Here is a 19,437-nt window from a genome sequence, read left to right on the forward strand (position 1 = left end):
TTTGCTGGAGGTTCCCATGGCTGGGATTGCGCTATCTTACAAGAAAAATTTGTACCGAAAGGTTAATTATTCGAAAACTCCGTTGCGGTTTTCGTAACAATCATGGGTTTGAACCCAGCCAGGAAGTATCTGGTGCGACTGCGTTGGCAAGGCATAGCCAAGTGGAATCTTTATCGAGCAAGTGGTTCAGCAACTGGTCCATATCCGTCTGCCGCGTTTTCAGGATAGACCTGCGCAGCGCATCCAGCCTGCCGGGTTGTGTGGCCAGGAATGTCTGCCACGCCCATTCGGCGACTTCGGCGTTGCCCATCGCCGGTTCATCGAATTGCCTGGCCAGGGCCTGACGAGCGGCAGGGGCCAGGGTAACGCCCTGGCGCAGCAAGGCGAGCAGGTGGTCGAGGATCTGTACCTGGCTGGCATGAGGCGACTGGACCCCGAACAGCAGGCCGCCGACACCCTCTACCTGACGAAAGGTACTGAATACCGCATAGCCGAGTTGCAGTTCTACCCGTAGCCGTTGGTAAACCGGCCCTTGCAGCAACTGCGCGAGCAGGCGGCCAGCGGCTTCCATGGCCGCTGGCAGTGGGCAGAACAGCAGCAGGGCATGCTCACTGCCGGGTACTTCGGCATGTTGCCAACGGTGGTTGGCTAAGGCGGGCAGAGGGCCAGGCGCTGAGCCTTGCCCAGGGCAGTGCTGCAGCACGGTGCCCAATGCGTTCAGGGCGCCATCGTCGAAGCCGGCAGCCAGGCTGTGCCAGCGTGCTTGCTGCCACAGTTTGTCGAGATGCGTCTGTGCCAGGGTGCAGGCCGCAGGAGGTGCAGGCGTGGCGCCCAGCACGGCGTCGGGCAGCTGCTTGAGCAGGGCCCGGATGGGAATCAGTGCCGGAGGCTGCGTCGAACTGGGCAGCCAGCTGCCTGCCGGGGGCTTGCGCATCAGCGCCAAGGCTTGGTCTACAGTGCGCAGTACCGCTGCCGGCAGCCCGGCGCAGCGAAGTTGCCAGTATTCGCCAGCGGCATTGAACTGCAACTGCACCGATACGCGCTCGCAGCGCTCCTGCAGGGGGTGCAAGGCGCGTTCGAGCAGCGCATGCAGCCGCTGGCGCAACGGCGAAGGGACATGCCAGCGCAGGTACAGCGCCGCGTACTGACGAGCACCAGGCAGCTGGTCGCTGACTTTCAGTACCGCTGGCAGCGGGTGCGGCCTGGCATCAGGCAAGTCGGCCAGGAGCAAGGGGTCGACTGCGGGTAGTTGCCAATGCCCATGTGCGCGGCCCGGCAGGCCTTCCAGCAGGGCACGGAGCGCCTGCAAGCCTTGTGTGTCCAAACCGCTGAACGGCTGGCCGGCGCTGTCCCGGCGGGCCAGCTCAAGCGCGCTGGCACTGCGTTCGCGGCTTTGCTGCAGCAGCTCGAATTCGGCACTCAATTGCTCAGGGGCGGCCTGGCGGATGAAGCCGAACCAGCCCTGCAACAGGGCATCGGCTTCCTCTGGGCAGGCGTCCTCGCTCAGCTTCAGGTCAATGTGCCACAGCAACTGCCCGGCGAAGGCATACAGCGCCTCGGCCTTGAAGCCTTGCAGCCAGCCACGCTGGCGAAGCGCATGCAGCCAGGTGCCCGGGCGGCTATCGCCGAGGCAGGCGATGAGCAACTCAAGGGCCTGCTCGGTACCTGCCGGCAGGTTTTCGTGGCTGAACAGCAGGTGCGTGTCGGTCGCCGATAAAGGCGGTGGCAGAGCTTGTGGCACCCGTTCACCTGTTGCGAACAGCTTGGCATGCTGCCGGCCCAGTAATTCCAGTTCATCCAGCGGTTGCGGGCCGCACAGGCTCAGGGTGACCTGGCCGCCTTGGTAGAAGCGCTGGTGAAAGCCACCCAGCGCTTGCTGGAAGGCAGGGTCCTGCAAGGCCAGGGTGTGCCGGTTACCGGCATGAAAAGCGCTCAATGGATGGCCGGGCGCTGCCGATTGCAGCAAGGCGAACTGCTGCTGGGCCTGAGGGTTGCGCGACCAGGCAATGAACTCGGCATGGATTACTTCGCGTTCGCGGCGTTGGCGCTCGATGCCCAGGTCTGGTTCGGCCAACATCTGGCACAGGCGCTCCAGCCCCCCGGCCAGGGCGCTGGGCGGGACCTCGAAGAAGAAGTCGGTGGTGCGTTCGCGGGTGCTGGCATTGACCTGGCCGCCGAGGGCCTGCACATAGCGCATCAGGCCGTCGTCGAGAGGGAAGCGCGAGGTGCCGAGGAAGAACAGGTGCTCCAGGAAGTGGGCCAGGCCGGGCCATTTGGTCGGCGTGTCGTGGCTACCCGCGTGCACCCGCAGGGCCGCGGCCGAGCGCTTCAGGCGCGGGGCGTGGCGCAGGGTCAGCTGCAGGCCGTTGGCGAGGGTGAGGTGGCGGGTGGCGTCAGGCATGGAAACTCCGGGGCAGGTGTTCATGCTAACCCATTTGTGTTGGCAGGCTTGGCCCTATCGCCGGCAAGCCGGCTCCCACAGGGAATGCACATGCCTTGAAACCGGTGCGGTCGAGGTGGGAGCTGGCTTGCCGGCGAATGGGCCGCACAGCGGCCCCTGTCAGCCCTTACGCAGGTGCAGCTCCTGGCGCAGATCGCTCAGGTAAGGAAACGCCGCCCGCCCCTGTACCACCCGCTCATGCTCCAGCTCCGCCAGCAACTGGCACTCGTCTCGCCCTGCCATGGCCAGCAGGCTGCCATCCGGGCCGACGATGCTGCTCTGCCCGCAATACTGGATCTCGTCTTCCGAGCCGCAGTAGTTGGCATACACCAGGTAGCACTGATTCTCCTGCGCCCGCGCCCTCACGGTCACTTGGCAGATGAAGTCGTACGGCGACATGTTCGCAGTCGGCACCAGGATCAGCTCGGCACCGTCCAGCGCCAGGCGTCGCGCGTTTTCCGGGAACTCGATGTCGTAGCAGATCAGCAGGCCGACCTTCCAGCCATCCAGCTCCACCACCGGGAAGTGATCGGCACCTGCGCTGAACATCGAGCGGTCCAGCTCGCCGAACAGGTGGGTCTTGCGATAGTTGCTCAGGCTGCGGCCGTGACCATCGATCAACTGCACGCTGTTGTAGATCGCGCCATCATCGCCACGCTCCGGATACCCGTAGACGATGGCGATGCGGTGCGCCTGGGCGATTTCCACCACCTCCATGGCCGTCGGGCCATCGGCGGCCTCGGCCAGGCGCTCGACCTGGGCCAGGCCGATGTTGTAGCCGGTCAGGAACATCTCCGGGCACACCAGCAAACTGGCGCCGCGTTCGGCCGCCAGTTGCGCCTGGTGGCGCAACCGTTGCAGGTTGCCGGGCTCGTCGAGTGGCTTGGGCGAGCCCTGAAACAGAGCGATACGCATGCTGCCTCCTTGTCTCAGTCCGGCAGGGCGATCGGGCCGATTTCGTCGAACACGTCGCCTGGGCCGGGGTTGTCCGGGTGGGTGCGGCCACCGAAGTGGTTCATGATACCCCACACCGCATTCAGCGATGTCTGTACCGCGCCTTCCACCCAGGCCGGCGTCCACGACACGTCGTCACCGGCGATGAACATGCCGCGCTGCTCGGCAGGCATGTCCTGCTGCATGAAGTGCGCGTACATGCGCTGGTTGTAGCGGTAGTGCCCAGGCAGCGCGCCCTTGAAGGCGCCGAGGAAGTGCGGGTCGGCCTCCCAGGAAACGGTGATCGGGTCGCCGATGATGTGCCCGGCGATGTCGGTCTTCGGGTAGATCTTCTTCAGTGCGTCCAGGGCCAGTTGCACGCGTTTTTCCACTGGGTGCGGCAGCATCTTCAGCGCGTCGCTCATCCACGAGTACGACAGGCAGATCACCCCCGGCTTGTCGTCACCGTTGTCGAACAGGTAAGTGCCGCGGGTGAGGCGATCGGTGAGGGTCATGCTCATCAGGTCGCGGCCGGTTTCCGGGTCCTTGTCCTTCCAGAACGGCCGGTCGACCATGACGAAGGTCTTCGACGACTGCATGTAGCGGGTGCGGTCCAGGGCCATCCACATCTTTTGCGAGAACAGCGATTCCTCGCAGTCGATCTGGGTGGTCAGCAGCCAGGTCTGGCAGGTGGCGAGCACGGCGCTGTAGTGACGGGTGTCGCCCCAATTATCGGTGACCGCCAGGCGGCCATCGGCAGCGCGGGCGATGCGCTTGACCCCGGTACGCGGTGCGCCGCCATGCAGCCCGCTCAGGCTGGTGCCTTCCGGCCAATGCACGCAGCGCTCCGGTACATGGCGCCAGATGCCTTGCGGTACCTGTTCCACACCGCCGACTACCAGGTGCTGGTGGTCGTCGCAGTTGGTCATCACCACGCGGAAGATTTCCAGCATCGAGTTGGGGAAGTCCGAGTCCCAGCCGCCGGTGCCGAAGCCGACCTGGCCGAACACTTCGCGGTGCTGGAAGCTCAGCTGGGCGAACGAGCGCGAGGTGGCGACGAAGTCGTAGAACGTGCGGTCGTCCCACAGCGGTACCAGCTTGTTCCAAAGCTCTTTCAGGCGCGGTACGTCACGGTCGCGGATGGCCTGCTGGATGTCGGCGAACTGGGCACCGCTTTCCAGCGCGTCGGCCCAGGCATCGGCCACTTCGTGGAACAGCTTGGGCAGGTCGGTGGGTTTTTCGGCGTAGTAGGTCTGGCCTTCCAGGTCGATCACGGTGCTGCCCGAGGCCGGGGTCAGCGGGTTGGGGAACGGTTTGGTCTCCAGGCCCAGCTTGTCCACGTAGTGGTAGAAGGCAGTGGACGACACCGGGAAGCGCATGCCACCCAGTTCGGCGATGATCCCGTCAGTGCCGTTGAAGGTTTGCGAGCGCAGCCGGCCACCCAGCTTGGATGCTTCGTACACCACCGGCTTGAGGCCCAGCTTCATCAGCTCGTAGGCCGCCACCAGGCCGGCGATACCGGCGCCCACGATTGCCACTTCCTCACCATGGCGCTCGGCCGGGATGCTGCCCAGGCCTGCGGGGTGTTCCAGCCAGTCGTCGAAGGCGAAGGGGAAATCCGGGCCGAAGATGGTGACGGGTTTTTTACCATCGGCGGGGTGGCGGTTTTTCTTGTTCATGAAGTGACCTTGCCAGAGAGGCTGCGCAGGGGCGGAGCCTGAGTATAGGAGATGCCTGGAGGCCATTTTAGGGAGTGGGGTGTTCGTTATTAAGGTGCATATTGTTGTCTGAATGTAGCTTGAATCGTCGAAATGTATAAACAAGATTGCTTTATGACGAACAGGAAGCCTACCCATCTCAAGCACAGCATCGGCCCCCTGTGGGAGCGGGCGAGCCCGCGAAGAAGCCCCCGCGGTGTATGGCACGGGCTTCGCCCGTGTTCGCGGGCACGCCCGCTCCCACAGGGTGTGATCAGACAGTTCCTACACCCATGCCATGAATTAAAGAATTACCCTACGCCCGCTATAGCCTCGGTCTGGCTGCGTGGGAAACGCCTCATCGTTAACTTCACTGGGTCGCCGCTGTTCGGGCGACTGGGTGTGAGAACCCATCTCCAACTTCGTACCAAGGCTTATGTCATGGCAGCTGTGCGCGGGCAGGCTTTCGCCTGGCCGGATTTCCAAGTTGGCCGGTTCTCACCCCGTGCATGGCTGCCACCTATTTCCCGTGAGAAGGAGTTGGTAGGCGGTTTTCTCAAGACTCAATTTGGAAACTGCATCATGAAGAAGACTTATTCCGACCAACCCGAAAAACTGAAACCCACCGCAGAAAAAACCTTCTGCAACTGCGAAACCAGCCACCCGCCATTATTCGCCATACGCCCCGGCATCGACGCCGCAGACGCCTTGGTCCACGCCTGCCTGCTGGCCCGTGGCCTCAATCAGATCGCCACCGACTATGCCCAGCATCACGCCCCCGAGCGCAGCCGTGACATCGTCTGGTCGATGCAGCATTCCGCCGAAAGCCTTTCGGCGATTCTGGAAGGCCTGCTCGACGGCCAGGAGGCCTGACCGCCAGCCAGGTTCAGAGCGGCTGCCCTCGGTCCACCTTGCTGCTGAGAATGATCGACGTGGTGGTCTTCTCCACCCCGTCGACACTGCCGATCTGGTCGAGCAACTGGTCCAGTTGCTCGGGCGAATCCGTACGCAGCCAGGCCACATAGTCGAACTCGCCGCTCACTGCGCACAGCTGCTGTACCTGGCCTATGGCACTCAGGCGCCGCACCACCTCCTTGCCCGAGCGCGGCTGCACCTTGATCCCCACATACGCCTGCAGCCCACCCCCCATCACCCGCTGGCCCAGGCGCACGCCATAGCCGGAGATGACCTTGTTCTTCTCCAGCCGCTCCAGACGCGAGTTGACGGTAGTACGAGCGATGCCCAGCTGGCGGGCGAGGGTGGCGACGCTTTCGCGGGCGTTTATCTGCAACAGGGCGATCAGCTGGCGATCGATTTCATCCAGCGTGATGGAGCGGGAATCCGACATGGCGAGTCTCTACGGTTGACCCGCTAGCCTAGCCAGCCTGCGGTAAGCAGGGCAAGGGTAGACAGTTGGCCATGCGTTGCATCAGTGCTGCAATCCCGGGGCAGCTTCGCGGCCCTTTCGCGACACAAGGCCGCTCCTACAGCTGCTGCGCCGGCATGTAAGCATCGGGCGCAATGACAGAACTGCTCGATTGGTCCGGCAGGTCGAGGTGCGGTCTAGGGTGGAATAGGAGCTCACAAAATCTAACGATTTATAGCTGTTTAGATAGCCATGCCTGAGCAGAGAATGGCCCTCTCACGAACGTTGTGTTTCGGAGGACGAGGATGCCAGCCTACTACCTTGCATCAGCTCCCTCATTGCGCAATACTGCCGACAACAACTAACCCTCACGACCGGCGTGGCATGACCATCTGGTTGGAGGGGGAAAAAGCCGGCTTAAGCCGGTTTTTTCGTTTCTGGAGTGCAAAAAATGCAGAGAAAGCTTGATTCTGAGCCTCTGCGCACTCGTATCTATATCGACGGCTACAACTTCTACTACGGCTGCTTGCGCGGCACACCGTACAAGTGGCTCGACCTGCTACCTCTCTTTGAAAAGCACATCTTGCCTTCCATACTGGTCACGGACAGCCATGGCCAGATCAGGGCATGGCGGCTCCTGGAATCCCCCTCGATCAAATATTTCACGGCAAAGATCATCGAGTCGGTCGCCCGTGCTGGCGATTCAGTGTCGTCACAAGCTCGCTACCACACTGCTTTGCGCAAGCTGCATGACGGTCGAATAGAGCTCATCGAAGGTTATTACGCCGTCAATAAAATGAAGGTGAAGATCGTCGACCCTGAAAATCCGGACAAGGCTCCGCGTGAGTGCCAGGAAATCCAGGCCTGGAAGGTGGAGGAGAAACAGAGCGACGTGAATCTGGCCCTCCAGGCTTACCATGATTCGATCACGGGGCAGGTTGACCATGCCGTCATCGTTACCAACGATACTGACATCGCTCCTGCACTTCAGATGATTCGTGCTCACACAGATGTGCGGATTGGCGTGGTTGTGCCGACGTCGGGGCAAAACCGCTCGGCGAATACCGACCTGATCAAGTTTGCGCACTGGAAGCGAGAGCACATCAATTCAGGCGAGCTTGCGGCCTGTCAGCTACCGAGAGTGATTCCAGGGAGGAAACCAACCATCAAGCCGGAGTCCTGGTATGGACAACCTGAACTGCTGCAGGAAATTCTGGATTTGGCCATTCCTGTACGCGGAAGCAGGGCGGCAGCGTTCAAGTGGATGGAGCAGCCCAATCAGTTCCTCAGTGGTGAGCGGCCGATAGAGCTGGTGGAAACTGCCGAAGGTGCGACACGGGTTCTTCAGTACATACACAGCTGGATAGCCCAGCAAGAGGAGTTGCCCTAGTCAGGAGAACATGACGACTGCAGTCCCTGAAATGACAAAGGCCTACGTTCTGCAACGTAGGCCTTTGAGTTTTCTGGTGGGCCCACACGGACTCGAACCGTGGACCAAAGGATTATGAGTTGCCCGGCCAACCGATATGCCTAGCGAAACCACTCAAAGCAGAGCGTAGGCTAGCATAGCTGGAGGCCATGTAACACTTGCCGTTGAGCGTAATTTAGAAAAGCTTGGCCAAGCTGGGCAATGTACCTTGGCTGTACTGTTTTTGCCGGTTACTCGGTATAGGTATGCGTTCCTGTAGATTCCACTGATCGCGTGCAGTGCCACCGTCTAGCAATCGAGCGGCATGCTTTCTGTTACCCGGCCGATGAATAGCAGCTGTGGCTTCTAACATTCGGCGATCCGGTTGGGAAATTGCACCTGACTTGACCAAGCGCTTGCATCCCACTTGACCACCTGTTTGCATTCGATTTGACCAAGGCATTTGCCTCGGATGTGACCAGCCCACGGTACGTCTTGACCGGCAGCTATCGACCCAGGCTGTGTGAAAACACCTGCGATTGTCTAACCTTCTGATCGTCGAGATCGTGGCGGGGACGATCATGAAGCGGTTCATTGAGGGTGAGGCCCGGACGCAAGTCACGCTGCTGCCGGAGTGCCTGGATGATTACATCACCGAAGAGAACCCTGTTCGGGTGGTTGACGTTTTCGTCGATGAACTCGACCTCGGAGTGCTCGGGTTCGAGGGTGTCGATCCGGCTGCAACGGGTCGTCCGGCCTACCATCCAGCAGTCCTGCTGAAAATCTACATCTATGGCTACCTCAACCGGATTCAGTCCAGCCGCCGGCTTGAGCGCGAGGCAGAGCGCAATGTTGAGCTGATGTGGTTAACGGGCCGGTTGGCTCCTGACTTCAAAACGATTGCCGACTTTCGCAGAGACAACGGCAAAGCCATTCGTAGCGTCTGCCGGCAATTCGTAGTGCTTTGCCGCTACCTCAATCTTTTCTCCCAGTCGATCATTGCCATCGACGGCAGCAAATTCAAAGCCGTAAATAACCGCGACCGCAACTTTACCCAGGGCAAGATCAAGGCGCGCATGCAGCAGATCGAGCAGAGCATTGACCGCTATCTTGCGGCGATGGATTCGGCGGATCGGGCAGCGCCCAAGGCGCCGAGACCAAGGCTGAACGGCTGGCGGAGCCCCTATTGAGGTACGTATCTGGCATCTCAGATGCGTTACATATGCCTTAAATGTTGGTTCTAGTTTTTTCTACAGGTCCTGAATGGCCGTCTTCTATTTCAGAAATATTTTCGAAAAAGGAAGATCCCCGGCAGGCCGAGGCGTGAAGTTGCATTAGAGATTTAGCGATTAGCAAAATACATAGTGACCTCAAAGCCAATGCGCAGGTCAGTGAATGCAGGTTTTGTCCACATAATATGGCTCCTTTTGGAAAAGTGGGGGTATGATCTCACCCCTATCAGTTGGGACTCATATAGATGGGGTCAAATAATCTTACAAGAAGACTGCCCGTCTAACTCTGTCGGTTTTGGAGAAAGTCTTTTGCAAGTAACGCAACAAATCAGGCTCATTGGAACGCTAGAGGTGATCTTGCCCAGTCCCAGTGGACACCCCGTTAAGCGATAAACTGCAACGAGGTGAATCATGGCAAGACAAGCAACCCCAATGAAGCAGACCCGCACCCGCCATTCCCAAGCCTACAAGGACGAAGCGCTGGCTTTGGCCGAGCGCATTGGCGTCAGCAAGGCTGCCGAACAGCTCGGCCTGCATGCTTCCCAGCTCTACGGCTGGCGGAGCAAGAAGCACCAGACTCAGGCCGGCAGCGAGCGCGAGCAGTCGCTGGCCGACGAGAATGCCCGACTCAAGCGGCTGTTGGCCGAGCACGCCGAGGGGCTGGCCATCGTAAAAAAGGCCGCCGCGTACTTTGCCAAGAGCCTCAAGTGAAGTACGCCTTCATGAGGACTCATACCGCGCATTTCTCGATCCAGGCCATGTGTCGCGTGTTGGGCGTTGCCCGCAGCGGTTACTACGCTTGGTGCTCTCGCAGGCCGTCAATGCGCCAGCGGCGAAGAGCCGAACTGGATCGGCAGGTCGCTCAGGCATACAGCGCATGCAAGGGCCGCAGCGGGGCTCCACGGCTGTGCCACGACCTGCGGGAAGCCGGCCTACCCTGCAATCGCAAGACGGTAGCCGCCTCGATGCAACGGCAAGGACTGCGTGCCAAGGCCGCCAAGAAGTTCAAGGCCACGACCAATTCTCAGCACTCCCTGCCAGTGGCAGAGAACTTGCTCAAGCAGGATTTCAAGGCATCTGCGCCAAATCAGAAATGGGTGGGTGACATCACCTACCTGCATACGGAGGAAGGCTGGCTGTATCTGGCAGTGGTCATCGATCTGTATTCACGGATGGTGATCGGCTGGGCCATGAACGAACGCATGACGGCCGACTTGGTTTGCGATGCCTTGCACATGGCGCTGTGGCGACGCAGGCAGCCTAATGACGTGATCGTGCATAGCGACCGCGGCAGCCAGTACTGCTCAGCGGCTTACCAGGAGCTGATCCGCGCCCATCACTTGCGATGCAGCATGAGCGCCAAAGGCAACTGCTACGACAATGCCTGTGCAGAGAGCTTCTTCCACAGCCTGAAGGTCGAGTGCATCCACGGCGAGCGCTTCACGAGCCGCGCCCAGATGCGTGAAACCGTGTTTGAATACGTCGAAACCGATTACAACCGCCAGCGGCGACACAGCACGCTGGGGCACATCAGCCCAGAGGCCTTCGAGGCCAGGATGTGTGCTTAAACCCGTGTCCACGGCTGCTGGGCAAGATCACTAGACTGATTGTTGCTGATTTGCAAACAATCTTTCTCAATCGTGTGGATGTATTTGGGCGGCTGTTTTGGATTATTCTTCTAGTAGCGTTAAGCTATAGGCTACGGGCTTTAATGCAGGGCTTATACCAAGCTTATAGATCTTTCGTGTCAGCAGGCTCACCTGATTTGTTCTACAGCTAGTAGCATTTAATCTGTATCGCTGACGCTTTACACGAGATCTACTGCTGGCGAAAACCTTCCCGAAGCTTTTGTTCGTATCACCTGCTAAAACCAGAAGCCACCCTTTCCTTGGCTCGGTTGCTCGCGCCCTGAGGGAACCGCTATGTACTCACCAATTGAGCTTACACACTATGACGGATGAAAATTGCAGCAACGCTGGGAGGCGCTCGTTAAGCGGTGCCGGGCGAATTCTTTTCTCGCTACTTGTAATGTGTGTAGCGCTGGCATTGATTTATGGCGGTGCCAAGCTTCTGGCCTTGGGCGGTTCAAGTTATTACTTGCTGGCAGGGCTGGCTTACGTCGTGCTGGCTGTACTCGCATTCTTGCGCAAGAAAATCAGTACTGTACTTTCCATTCTGATATTTCTTGCCACTTGCGTCTGGGCCTTCTACGAAGTTGGCCAGTTTAGTTACTGGCAACTGCTGCCTCGCCTGGTTGTTCCAGCCATCATCCTGACCCTGAGCCTGTGGGTCGGAGCTGCGCTACCCGATACCGCGTCGGGTACACGTCGAGCCGCCAATCGCGCCGGGTTTGCTGTGTTCCTGGCCTTGATCGCCACGTTCATCGCCGCCTTCTTCCCGCACGGCGGGATCTCCAACCCGATTGCAGCTGGTAGCCAGGCAATCCCGGATGCAACCGCCGAGGCCCCGGAGAACTGGGAGTTCTTCGGGCGCAACGCTTCGGGAACGCGCTTTGCCCCCTACACACAAATTACCCCAGAAAACGTCAAGGACCTGCAAGTTGCCTGGACCTACCGGACTGGCCGCAGAACCACTGGCCCAGGTGCCGGCGTTGACGAGAACACTCCGTTGCAGATCGGCAACGTGCTCTACTCATGCACCCCGGAAAACCTGATCACCGCGCTTGATGGCGACAGCGGCAAGCCGCTCTGGAAGTTCGATCCGCACGCCAAGAGCGCCGAGCACGTGACCTGTCGAGGTGTGGGCTATTACGACATCGACCGCGACGACAGCCTGAGCGCCGAGGCCAAGGCCTCCCATGCCAGCGAACAGCAATGTCGCCAGCGCATCCTGGTGTCGTCGGTGGATGCCCGCTTGTTTGCCCTGGACGCACACACTGGCAACTTGTGCCCCAACTTTGGCGAGCAAGGTTTCGTTGACCTCAAGAAAGGCATGGGACCAACGGAAGACAGCAAGCGCTACCACCCGACATCGCTGCCTGTCGTCATGGGCCACCTCACGGTGGTGGGCGGTTGGGTACGTGACATCGTGGCCGGCGAGCCTTCCGGTGCCGTACGTGCATTCGATGTGCTGACCGGTGCGCTGGTATGGGCGTGGGATGTCGGCGCGCCTGAAGGCACCGACACCGCAGCAGCTGACCATCAGTTCGCGCTGGAAACACCTAACGTATGGACTGTTCCTACCTACGATAAGGAATTGAACCTGGTCTATCTGCCAACCGGTAACGGCCCGCCTGACTATTGGGGTGGCGATCGTAATCAGGTGAAGGAGAAGTTCGGCACAGCGATTGTCGCGGTCGACGCGTCGACGGGTAAGGCGAAGTGGGTTTACCAGACTGTCCATCATGATGTCTGGGACTACGACCTGCCTTCGCAACCCGTGCTCTACGAAATGAACAATGCGCAAGGTGTGAAGACCCCGGTGCTGATTCAGACCACCAAGACCGGCAATATCTTCGTACTGGACCGTCGTACTGGTCAGCCCGTCACTGAGGTCCAGGAACGCCCCGTTCCCACCTCACCGGCTGCAGAAGGCGAACACCTTTCGCCAACCCAACCGTTCTCGACCGGCATGCCGGTGATTGGTGCGGACCCATTGACCGAGCAATCGATGTGGGGGGTATCCACCTTCGACCAACTCTACTGCCGCATCATGTTCAAGGACTCGGTATACGTCGGCCCGTTCACACCGCCCACCGAGAAGCCGTACATCGAATGGCCAGGGCTGTTGGGTGGCATGAACTGGGGTGGTATTTCCATCGATGAAAACACCGGCATGATGTTCGTCAACGACATGCGCATGCCGTTACGCATGTCGCTGGTAACCCAGGAAAACACCCGCAAGTACAAAGTCTCGACCGATGAAGTGCCTGGTTTCATGGGCACCATTCGCCCGCAGGTTGCAGGTATCTATGGCGGCGTGAAGATCGACATTCTCCAGTCACCGCTGGGCGTGCCATGCAATACCCCACCGTTTGGCAGCATGAGCGCGATCGACCTGAATACCCAGAAGCTGGTATGGCAGGTGCCACTGGGCACGGTTCAGGATACTGGCCCCCTGGGGATCAAGACGCATATGCAGATCCCGCTGGGTATGCCGACGCTGGGTGGCCCGACCTCGACGGCATCCGGCTTGGTGTTCTTCGCAGGCACTCAGGACTACTACCTGCGTGCACTCGACTCGAAAACCGGTAAGGAAGTCTGGAAGGCCCGCTTGCCAGTGGGCGCCGTGGCGGCCCCGCTGATCTACAAGTCGCCCACCACCGGCAAACAGTATGTGGTGATCTCCGCTGGTGGCATGAGCCATTCGCCAGATGTGGGCGACTACATCATCGCGTACGCGCTGCCTGACAGCAGCAAGCCGTAACGCTTCGTTGATGCCCTATGAAAAATCCCCGTTCGCGGGGATTTTTCTTTCCAGTCGGCCCTCTCGCAAGCCTGGGCTGTGCAACGATTTCTCACGCAAGGGAGCCTGCCCACCATGTCATTACCCCTCCGCACCGTGCTGGCCTGCAGCCTGTGCAGCGGCTTGTCCCTGTGTTTCCTGCCCCTGCCTTGCGCACTGGCAGGTACTTCCAGCCTGATGACGCAACCTACGCTCACTGGCAACTGGGGCGGACAGCGCCAGAAGCTGGAGGAGCAAGGTATAAAGCTGACGGGTGACTACACCTCGGAAACCCTTTCCAACCTGAATGGCGGCATCAAGCGCGGCACCCGCTATGCACAACAGATACGTCTGGGCGCGCAGTTTGACTTGAGCAAACTGCTCGACATTCCAGATGCCGGTCGTGTGCAAGTGCTGGTCAATGATCGTCGCGGCCACAGTGCCACCGAGGACCTGATTGGCAACCGCATGTCCGCGCAAGAAATCTATGGGGGCGAGTACACCCGGCTGACGGAGTTGAGTTACCAGCGCAATCTGTTCTCCCCCGACTTGTCCGCCAAGGTTGGCTACATGGTCATGGGCACCGAGTTCGGTGGCATGCCGATCCTGGCCAACTTTGTCAGCGCCGGCTTTTGTGCACACCCGCTGACCATGTCCAGCGGCAGTGGCTGGGGTAACTACCCGACAGCCCACTGGGGTGGCGAGTTGCGGTATGACGTCAACCCGTCGCTGACGCTGCAAACGGCGTTGTTCCAAGTCAACCCGGAGTACAACGCGCGCGTATCCAAAGCCTTCGCCATGCCCGCCAATGGCACGACGGGCGCCATCATGCCACTGGAGGCGATCATCAATAACGGCGCCTTCCTCAACGGCCAGTACAAGGTGGGCTGGTACTACGATACCTCCGATTACCCCAAGATTGGCGGCACCGGTAAAAGCAGCAGTCGTACAGGCGCTTACTTGCTGGTCGACCAGGCGATCTGGCGCGATGAGCAAGACCCGGCGAGTGCCCTACGGTTGTTCGGGCAAGCTGCCACCAGTAACGCTGCGACCTCACCCATGCGTCGCTGGTACTCCGTGGGCCTGGTTAGGCAAAAGCCGTTTGACAGCCGCCCGCAAGACTCCATTTCCTTTGGCTATGGCCGCGCCGTGATCAACCCGCGCGCCCGCGATTTGCAGGAAGCCGCTGCAGCCAGTGCAGAGCAATATGCAATGTTCAGTGGCCTGGATAGCGGGGAGCAAGTGCTGGAGCTGAACTACGGCGCGCAAGTGACCCCCTGGCTACTGCTGCGCCCCGATGTGCAGTACTACATCGAGCCTGGTGCATTCTTTGGTAAGCAAAGAGGAAACGCGCTGGCGGTTGGGTTTCAAATAAAAATGACGCTTTAACGGTTTGCCTTGGCTTGCTTGCTGGTTTGATTTTTAAAGTGATCGTGGAAGGCTTGTTTGTGCGCACTGGGCTTTCGGCGATCAGAGCAGGGGAGTCCCGATAGCAAAATTCGGAGCGTTCCAGGCATCGCCCCCAAGGGTGTCGGGAAGCTCACTACGTTCGAAGGATCGGATGACGAAACGGGAACAATACGGGGAAGATTTGTGCCCTGAAACAGAAATGGCCTACGTCGATTAGACGTAAGCCATTGATTTTTTTGTGGGCCCATATGGACTCGAACCGTGGACCTTTGCCAGTTCACCGACTTCAGCTGGAAGCTCTAAATTCAAATCAAGCATATATTCCTCCGTGATGATGAAAGGGACAGGCAGATAAATTTATCAACATTCTCCCTTGGCGGTGTGTGCTTAACTATCGCTCCTACACCGTCAATGGCGCGCGTAATGCTAGTGGTCAAGTTGGGTGAACAAGCTAATCAAGGCTCCAGCGCTCTAGGCTCGCCCGGATAGCTCGACTAACTCTGGTGGTATGGTTGTCAATTAGGTACCTAAGAGCGTCTATCCGTTCTACTGTCACCGGCTCGTAACGCCCCTCATTCAAAGCCCTGGAAATTTGATTTAAGTTTCTCCCTAAAGCAAGCAGCTGATAATTAGACTCACCTAGCTGATCGATCTCTGACATTGAAAATTGTGGTTCGTGAGTCAAGCCCATACGAATGGCATCTACAATCCAGCGTCTCATAGAGCACCTCTCGGCTTGTGAACGTTGTGCAATAGCAGCTTTCTCTGATTTAGTCAGAAGTATTTCGAAGCGTTGCTTTCGCTCTTTGAATTGCTCGTTTTGTCGATAGATTTTCGGTGTCGTGCTGACATCCGCGTTAGCTAGCTGATGTTCGATTGCCTCTTTAAGCGCAGCCCCTGGTGTTTTACCTCGTACATCACAATAGGCGACCCAGCGCGCCTTTAGATCTGCCCCCAGGTGGACGTTCATAGCTCGGTTGGGCTTTCGCATAACGACCTCTCACACGCTGCAAGGTATCTCTTGAAAACTGTGTGCGCACACTTTACCGGCGATTAGCCTATCCTGCAGTAGTCCTTCGTAGCAATCGAGATTTCGTCATGACGAAGAATTTGGGATGTATGGCACTTTCAGATAGTGCGCCAAAGTGAGATAATAGATATTGCCAAAGTACAGTGCTTTGGTTTAATTGCATGAATGCTGTAATCGTCTCGCTGATGCTTAATGCATTATGGGCGCGGCCCTTAAAAGACGGGGCCTACACCGGGTAAGACTGGCGCATAGTCACCCCAAGAACGGTACATCCGTGCTGGGTGCGATTCCTAAACAGATCGACAGGTCGGACAGACGGCCCAGTGTTCACCATGTCCAATGGAGAGGTGACTATGGGTCTGTTCAAGCGTCTCGCCTACAAAGGCGTCCGGCCATTTAGTTTCGCGACAACGCTCGCGTTGATGCTCGGCTCGCAGCAGGGATACGCGCAAATCCCTGTAACCGTTACTACCCAAGTGACGGATTCCCCCATGACTGTTGCAGAGTTCGCATCTAACACGACTCGCTGGGCACAGCAGGTTCAGCAGATGACATCTCAGATTGATCAGATGAAGCAGCAGTACGGTGCGCTCACAGGGTCGCGTGGACTCGGTCGAGTATTCGATGACCCGCAGCTGCGAGATTATCTGCCACAAGATTGGCAGGCTGTGTATGACGCAGTGAAGCGTGGCGGCTATTTAGGCCTAAATGGTCGTGCTGGTTCGATCTATGCGGATAACAAGGTGTTCGATGCTTGCGGAAGCCTGGTTCAGGATCAGCAGCGCGATGCTTGCCGAGCACAGGCGGTGAAGCCTTCGCAAGATAAAGCGTTTGCGCTGGAAGCCTATGACCAGGCCGAAGCCCGACTACGCCAGATTGACCAGCTCATGGGGCAGATCAATCAAACGCAAGATCCCAAAGGGATCGCAGAGCTGCAAGGTCGCATCGCGGCAGAGCAAGCGATGATCCAGAACGAGCAGACCAAATTGCAGATGTTCCAAATGGTCGCTGAGGCTGAGGGCAAGATCCAGGAGCAGCGACAACGGGAATTGAATGCCCAGGTGCTCGACAAGAGAGGCTACAAGAATCGCGAAGTGCTGAACCTGGGAGGCAACTGAAATGATCTCGTACGCTCATATCCTCCCCTTGGTCGTGTGCTTCTTCATCCTCACTTCCTTACGACGATTCTGGATTTGTATTGGCCGGTTCGGGGCTTTGAAAGAGGTGTCACGACGTGCACCCGAGTTGTTTCAGAGCGATCTCCTGGCAGCGTCGGCCGCGATCATGCCTTTTGTGCTCGCGTTTGCGGATTGGTTGCAGATAGTGCCGCCCCGAGCAACTGGGCCAATCTCGTCAACGCTCGCCGTTTTGATCTCGTTCGCATGTGCACTGGGTTCGTCGCTATTGATTTCGAGGTCTGAATACCGCATCGCGGGTAGTTGGGCAGGGACAAGGGAAAGCGCGTTGAGAACGCTTGCAGCACTCGAGATTATCAACGCTGCTGAGCTGGCCTATTCGCTGAAATTTGCTGGGGAATTCCGCACGGAGGCGGAGCATGTGCTGCCTCGCGAAGTGAATGGGGCGGATCAGAATCGGGAGGGCCGGAAATGACAGCCTATCGTTTCTCAATTGTCGCTTTGTTCCTGCTCACGGGCTGCGGGGCGGATGAATCGGTCCATTCTGTCGATTGGTACAAAGCCCACAGTTCGGAAAGGGATATCCGTATAGCGGAGTGTGAGCGACATGCCGGGACTCTGGCCCTTACGCCGAACTGCGTTAATGCCAAGCAAGCCAGGAATGAGCAGCAGCTTGATCAGCGCGGCTATCGGAAGCGTGAAATGCTGAATCTGGAGGGGCAATGACCATGGAGTCCAATATCTACGAATGGATAGGTGGCTCAGTCGACGCGGTGTTGAATAGCTACGTTCAGCTGATGGCACATAGTGTCATTGATGACTTCTCGGGCTTGTTCGTTGTCGGCGGTGGCCTGTTTTTCATGACCCTGGGCCTTTTGTCGGTCGGTGGGTTCATCGAGCATCCCCTTCCACATCTCTTTAAGCTGATGCTGAAGTGGGTGTTTATCGGCGCACTGGCACTCAATGCTGATACGTACCTTGGTTGGGTGGTGGAAGCGATTCACGGCCTTGAGGCTGGCTTGGCAGATGCATTTTCGCCAAACGGCGACGGTGTAGCTGCGACATCGGTCTATCAGGTGATTGATAGAGCTATGACCGACGGCTTGGATATCTTTTCTGATCTCATTGCTCGTGCAGGGAGGCGTGGGATTACCGAAATAGGCATGATTCTTTATGACGGGGTCATCGCTGGAACGATGCTCTTTGCAACATTCCTGATCACGCTACCCGCTGGAGCGATGATCATTACAGCGAAGGTACTTTTAGCGTTTTTGCTTGGGTGCGGTCCGTTGTTCATTGCAATGCTGCTGTTCGGCCAGATGACCAGCAAGTGGTTCGATCAATGGTTCGCCCAGGTGATGACCTATGTCATTCAGTGTGCTGCTGTCACGTCAGTGCTGACGCTTGGGATGAAATTCTTTTCGGTAATGTTGGCAGATGTGCAGCCCACTGCTGGAAACGGCCCAGCGACCGACATGTTGGAGATCCTCGCGTTGAGCGGGATCGTGCTCTACATGGTTTATCAGGCTTACTCTTTAGGAGGTCAGCTTGCAGGTGGTTTGTCGTCCAGTGCGATCACATTGCGGCAGATGGCGCAGGCGGCGTTGAATCCAGCCAAGGCGGTCTTCAACACAGTTAATCCGATGTCAACGCGCCGTGATCTGCAGTCGGGCATGATGACCACTGCAAGAGGCTTAAATCATGTGATCGCAGGGAACAGCGTTTGGAATCCCGCCTACCGGCAGCACGTCATGCAGAACCTGGGCAAGAACTGGGGTAGGGCGAGAGGAGGGAAAGTCGGCAGTTAAAGGTCTATTGGTGCCGTGGAGCATGCTGCGCGCCCTGGCGGGCTTACCCAAAGGGGCTCTGCCCCTCTGGACTTCCCGCCCTCGCCGGTAGCAGGGGCCGCTGGGAAAGGCATCCAGCAGCCCCCGCATATAGGATTGGAGGTGCGCAGCGTCAAGGGTTCGCTTCGCCGTCATCCTCGCCCGGTCCCGTTTCACGGGCTGCGGCCTCCGGTGACGCCCTTGACACTCGTTGATCTGTTCAGCGCTGAAATTGTCTTGTTTTAGTCACCGACACGAAGGGAAAGCCCGTGAATACTTCGGAGAGCATCATCGTCACGAATGCTGAGCGGGAGCGGCGTCGGAAGGCTGTCGAGTATGCGTGCGTGTCAATCGGGCTTGAGGGCTTTGTATTGAGCGCTGAAGAAAAGCGACGCGCTCAAGCTTTTGTGGACGGGGAGCTCACCTTGGCCGAATTTGTTTCAGCCAGCATTCACGAATAGCTGGAAGCTGGGTCAAGGGCATCACCGCAAGCCGCAGCGGAGCGCAGCCCGGAGGGCGAGCACCGAACGGGTGAGGATGATGGGCGTAGCCGTA

Annotated in this window: 16 protein-coding genes and 1 pseudogene; 11 read left to right on the plus strand and 6 right to left on the minus strand. The window is 58.5% G+C overall.

Annotated features, from left to right (window positions below; translation table 11 throughout):
* Positions 1-100 precede the first annotated feature (100 nt).
* From pqqF to GEV38_RS02225, 3 genes are all read right to left on the minus strand, one after another.
* On the minus strand, positions 101-2,401 hold the full coding sequence (pqqF, locus tag GEV38_RS02215; RefSeq protein WP_054573691.1) for a pyrroloquinoline quinone biosynthesis protein PqqF: 2,301 nt from the start codon (positions 2,399-2,401) through the stop codon (positions 101-103).
* A gap of 159 nt (positions 2,402-2,560) precedes the next feature.
* Positions 2,561-3,355, minus strand: a complete 795-nt coding sequence (locus GEV38_RS02220) for a carbon-nitrogen hydrolase family protein (protein WP_054573692.1) — start codon at positions 3,353-3,355, stop codon at positions 2,561-2,563.
* Between the two features lie 14 nt (positions 3,356-3,369).
* A complete protein-coding gene (locus GEV38_RS02225; protein ID WP_025337446.1) occupies positions 3,370-5,052 on the minus strand; it encodes an NAD(P)/FAD-dependent oxidoreductase in 1,683 nt (560 codons plus the stop codon).
* Between the two features lie 600 nt (positions 5,053-5,652).
* On the opposite strand from GEV38_RS02225, the gene GEV38_RS02230 reads away from it, so the two are divergent.
* On the plus strand, positions 5,653-5,943 hold the full coding sequence (locus tag GEV38_RS02230) for a hypothetical protein (protein ID WP_015268711.1): 291 nt from the start codon (positions 5,653-5,655) through the stop codon (positions 5,941-5,943).
* A 13-nt stretch (positions 5,944-5,956) separates the two neighbouring features.
* On the opposite strand, the gene GEV38_RS02235 is transcribed toward GEV38_RS02230, so the two are convergent.
* Positions 5,957-6,418 (minus strand): Lrp/AsnC family transcriptional regulator, encoded by a 462-nt coding sequence (locus tag GEV38_RS02235; RefSeq protein WP_054573693.1) that lies wholly within the window; start codon positions 6,416-6,418, stop codon positions 5,957-5,959.
* A gap of 469 nt (positions 6,419-6,887) precedes the next feature.
* On the opposite strand from GEV38_RS02235, the gene nicB reads away from it, so the two are divergent.
* Both nicB and GEV38_RS02245 read left to right on the plus strand, forming a co-directional pair.
* Positions 6,888-7,826: a 6-hydroxy-3-succinoylpyridine 3-monooxygenase gene (gene nicB, locus GEV38_RS02240; protein ID WP_015268713.1), complete on the plus strand. Its 939-nt coding sequence runs from the start codon at positions 6,888-6,890 to the stop codon at positions 7,824-7,826.
* 599 nt (positions 7,827-8,425) lie between these two features.
* Positions 8,426-9,004: pseudogene (locus GEV38_RS02245) on the plus strand (transposase); the annotation flags it as partial.
* 182 nt (positions 9,005-9,186) lie between these two features.
* Here GEV38_RS02245 and pqqA read toward each other — a convergent pair.
* A complete protein-coding gene (pqqA, locus tag GEV38_RS02250) occupies positions 9,187-9,258 on the minus strand; it encodes a pyrroloquinoline quinone precursor peptide PqqA (protein ID WP_003253598.1) in 72 nt (23 codons plus the stop codon).
* Positions 9,259-9,487: 229 nt separating this feature from the next.
* Between pqqA and GEV38_RS02255 the strand changes: the two genes are divergently transcribed.
* From GEV38_RS02255 to GEV38_RS02265, 3 genes are all read left to right on the plus strand, one after another.
* Positions 9,488-10,644 (plus strand): IS3 family transposase gene (locus GEV38_RS02255; protein ID WP_173895541.1). Its coding sequence is split into 2 segments (ribosomal slippage): positions 9,488-9,746 and positions 9,746-10,644, totalling 1,158 coding nucleotides; the frame shifts between segments, so codons are not numbered across the junction.
* Between the two features lie 382 nt (positions 10,645-11,026).
* Positions 11,027-13,462, plus strand: a complete 2,436-nt coding sequence (locus GEV38_RS02260; RefSeq protein WP_054573694.1) for a membrane-bound PQQ-dependent dehydrogenase, glucose/quinate/shikimate family — start codon at positions 11,027-11,029, stop codon at positions 13,460-13,462.
* Positions 13,463-13,576: 114 nt separating this feature from the next.
* Positions 13,577-14,869 carry a carbohydrate porin gene (locus GEV38_RS02265; RefSeq protein ID WP_054573695.1) on the plus strand — a complete coding sequence of 431 codons (1,293 nt, stop codon included), beginning with the start codon at positions 13,577-13,579 and terminating at the stop codon, positions 14,867-14,869.
* A gap of 472 nt (positions 14,870-15,341) precedes the next feature.
* Here the strand turns inward: GEV38_RS02265 and GEV38_RS02270 are convergent, their stop codons facing one another.
* Entirely contained in the window at positions 15,342-15,881 is a 540-nt protein-coding gene (locus tag GEV38_RS02270) for a mobilization protein (protein ID WP_081014020.1), read from the minus strand.
* Positions 15,882-16,273: 392 nt separating this feature from the next.
* On the opposite strand from GEV38_RS02270, the gene virB5 reads away from it, so the two are divergent.
* The 5 genes from virB5 (at position 16,274) to GEV38_RS02295 (ending at position 19,343) form a co-directional block, all read left to right on the plus strand.
* Entirely contained in the window at positions 16,274-17,038 is a 765-nt protein-coding gene (virB5, locus tag GEV38_RS02275; RefSeq protein ID WP_054573696.1) for a P-type DNA transfer protein VirB5, read from the plus strand.
* 1 nt (position 17,039) lies between these two features.
* Positions 17,040-17,531, plus strand: coding sequence for a hypothetical protein (locus GEV38_RS02280; RefSeq protein ID WP_054573697.1), 492 nt, complete (start codon positions 17,040-17,042; stop codon positions 17,529-17,531).
* Positions 17,528-17,782, plus strand: coding sequence for an EexN family lipoprotein (locus GEV38_RS02285; RefSeq protein ID WP_054573698.1), 255 nt, complete (start codon positions 17,528-17,530; stop codon positions 17,780-17,782). Before GEV38_RS02280 ends, GEV38_RS02285 begins: the two co-directional genes overlap by 4 nt.
* A complete protein-coding gene (locus tag GEV38_RS02290) occupies positions 17,779-18,864 on the plus strand; it encodes a type IV secretion system protein (RefSeq protein WP_239688304.1) in 1,086 nt (361 codons plus the stop codon). Before GEV38_RS02285 ends, GEV38_RS02290 begins: the two co-directional genes overlap by 4 nt.
* 287 nt (positions 18,865-19,151) lie before the next feature.
* Entirely contained in the window at positions 19,152-19,343 is a 192-nt protein-coding gene (locus GEV38_RS02295; protein WP_054573699.1) for an antitoxin VbhA family protein, read from the plus strand.
* Positions 19,344-19,437: the final 94 nt, after the last annotated feature.

It is taken from the genome of Pseudomonas sp. 13159349, assembly GCF_013305685.1.
GTDB lineage: Bacteria > Pseudomonadota > Gammaproteobacteria > Pseudomonadales > Pseudomonadaceae > Aquipseudomonas > Aquipseudomonas asiatica.

Bases quoted from the DNA above. Each gene is read 5' to 3' on its own strand.
- GEV38_RS02290 (WP_239688304.1), top strand. From the start codon at position 17,779: ATGACCATGGAGTCCAATATCTACGAATGGATAGGTGGCTCAGTCGAC.
- GEV38_RS02285 (WP_054573698.1), top strand. From the start codon at position 17,528: ATGACAGCCTATCGTTTCTCAATTGTCGCTTTGTTCCTGCTCACGGGC.
- GEV38_RS02220 (WP_054573692.1), bottom strand. From the start codon at position 3,355: ATGCGTATCGCTCTGTTTCAGGGCTCGCCCAAGCCACTCGACGAGCCC.
- nicB (WP_015268713.1), top strand. From the start codon at position 6,888: ATGCAGAGAAAGCTTGATTCTGAGCCTCTGCGCACTCGTATCTATATC.
- GEV38_RS02265 (WP_054573695.1), top strand. From the start codon at position 13,577: ATGTCATTACCCCTCCGCACCGTGCTGGCCTGCAGCCTGTGCAGCGGC.
- virB5 (WP_054573696.1), top strand. From the start codon at position 16,274: ATGGGTCTGTTCAAGCGTCTCGCCTACAAAGGCGTCCGGCCATTTAGT.
- GEV38_RS02260 (WP_054573694.1), top strand. From the start codon at position 11,027: ATGACGGATGAAAATTGCAGCAACGCTGGGAGGCGCTCGTTAAGCGGT.
- GEV38_RS02235 (WP_054573693.1), bottom strand. From the start codon at position 6,418: ATGTCGGATTCCCGCTCCATCACGCTGGATGAAATCGATCGCCAGCTG.
- GEV38_RS02270 (WP_081014020.1), bottom strand. From the start codon at position 15,881: ATGCGAAAGCCCAACCGAGCTATGAACGTCCACCTGGGGGCAGATCTA.
- GEV38_RS02225 (WP_025337446.1), bottom strand. From the start codon at position 5,052: ATGAACAAGAAAAACCGCCACCCCGCCGATGGTAAAAAACCCGTCACC.
- pqqF (WP_054573691.1), bottom strand. From the start codon at position 2,401: ATGCCTGACGCCACCCGCCACCTCACCCTCGCCAACGGCCTGCAGCTG.
- GEV38_RS02280 (WP_054573697.1), top strand. From the start codon at position 17,040: ATGATCTCGTACGCTCATATCCTCCCCTTGGTCGTGTGCTTCTTCATC.
- GEV38_RS02230 (WP_015268711.1), top strand. From the start codon at position 5,653: ATGAAGAAGACTTATTCCGACCAACCCGAAAAACTGAAACCCACCGCA.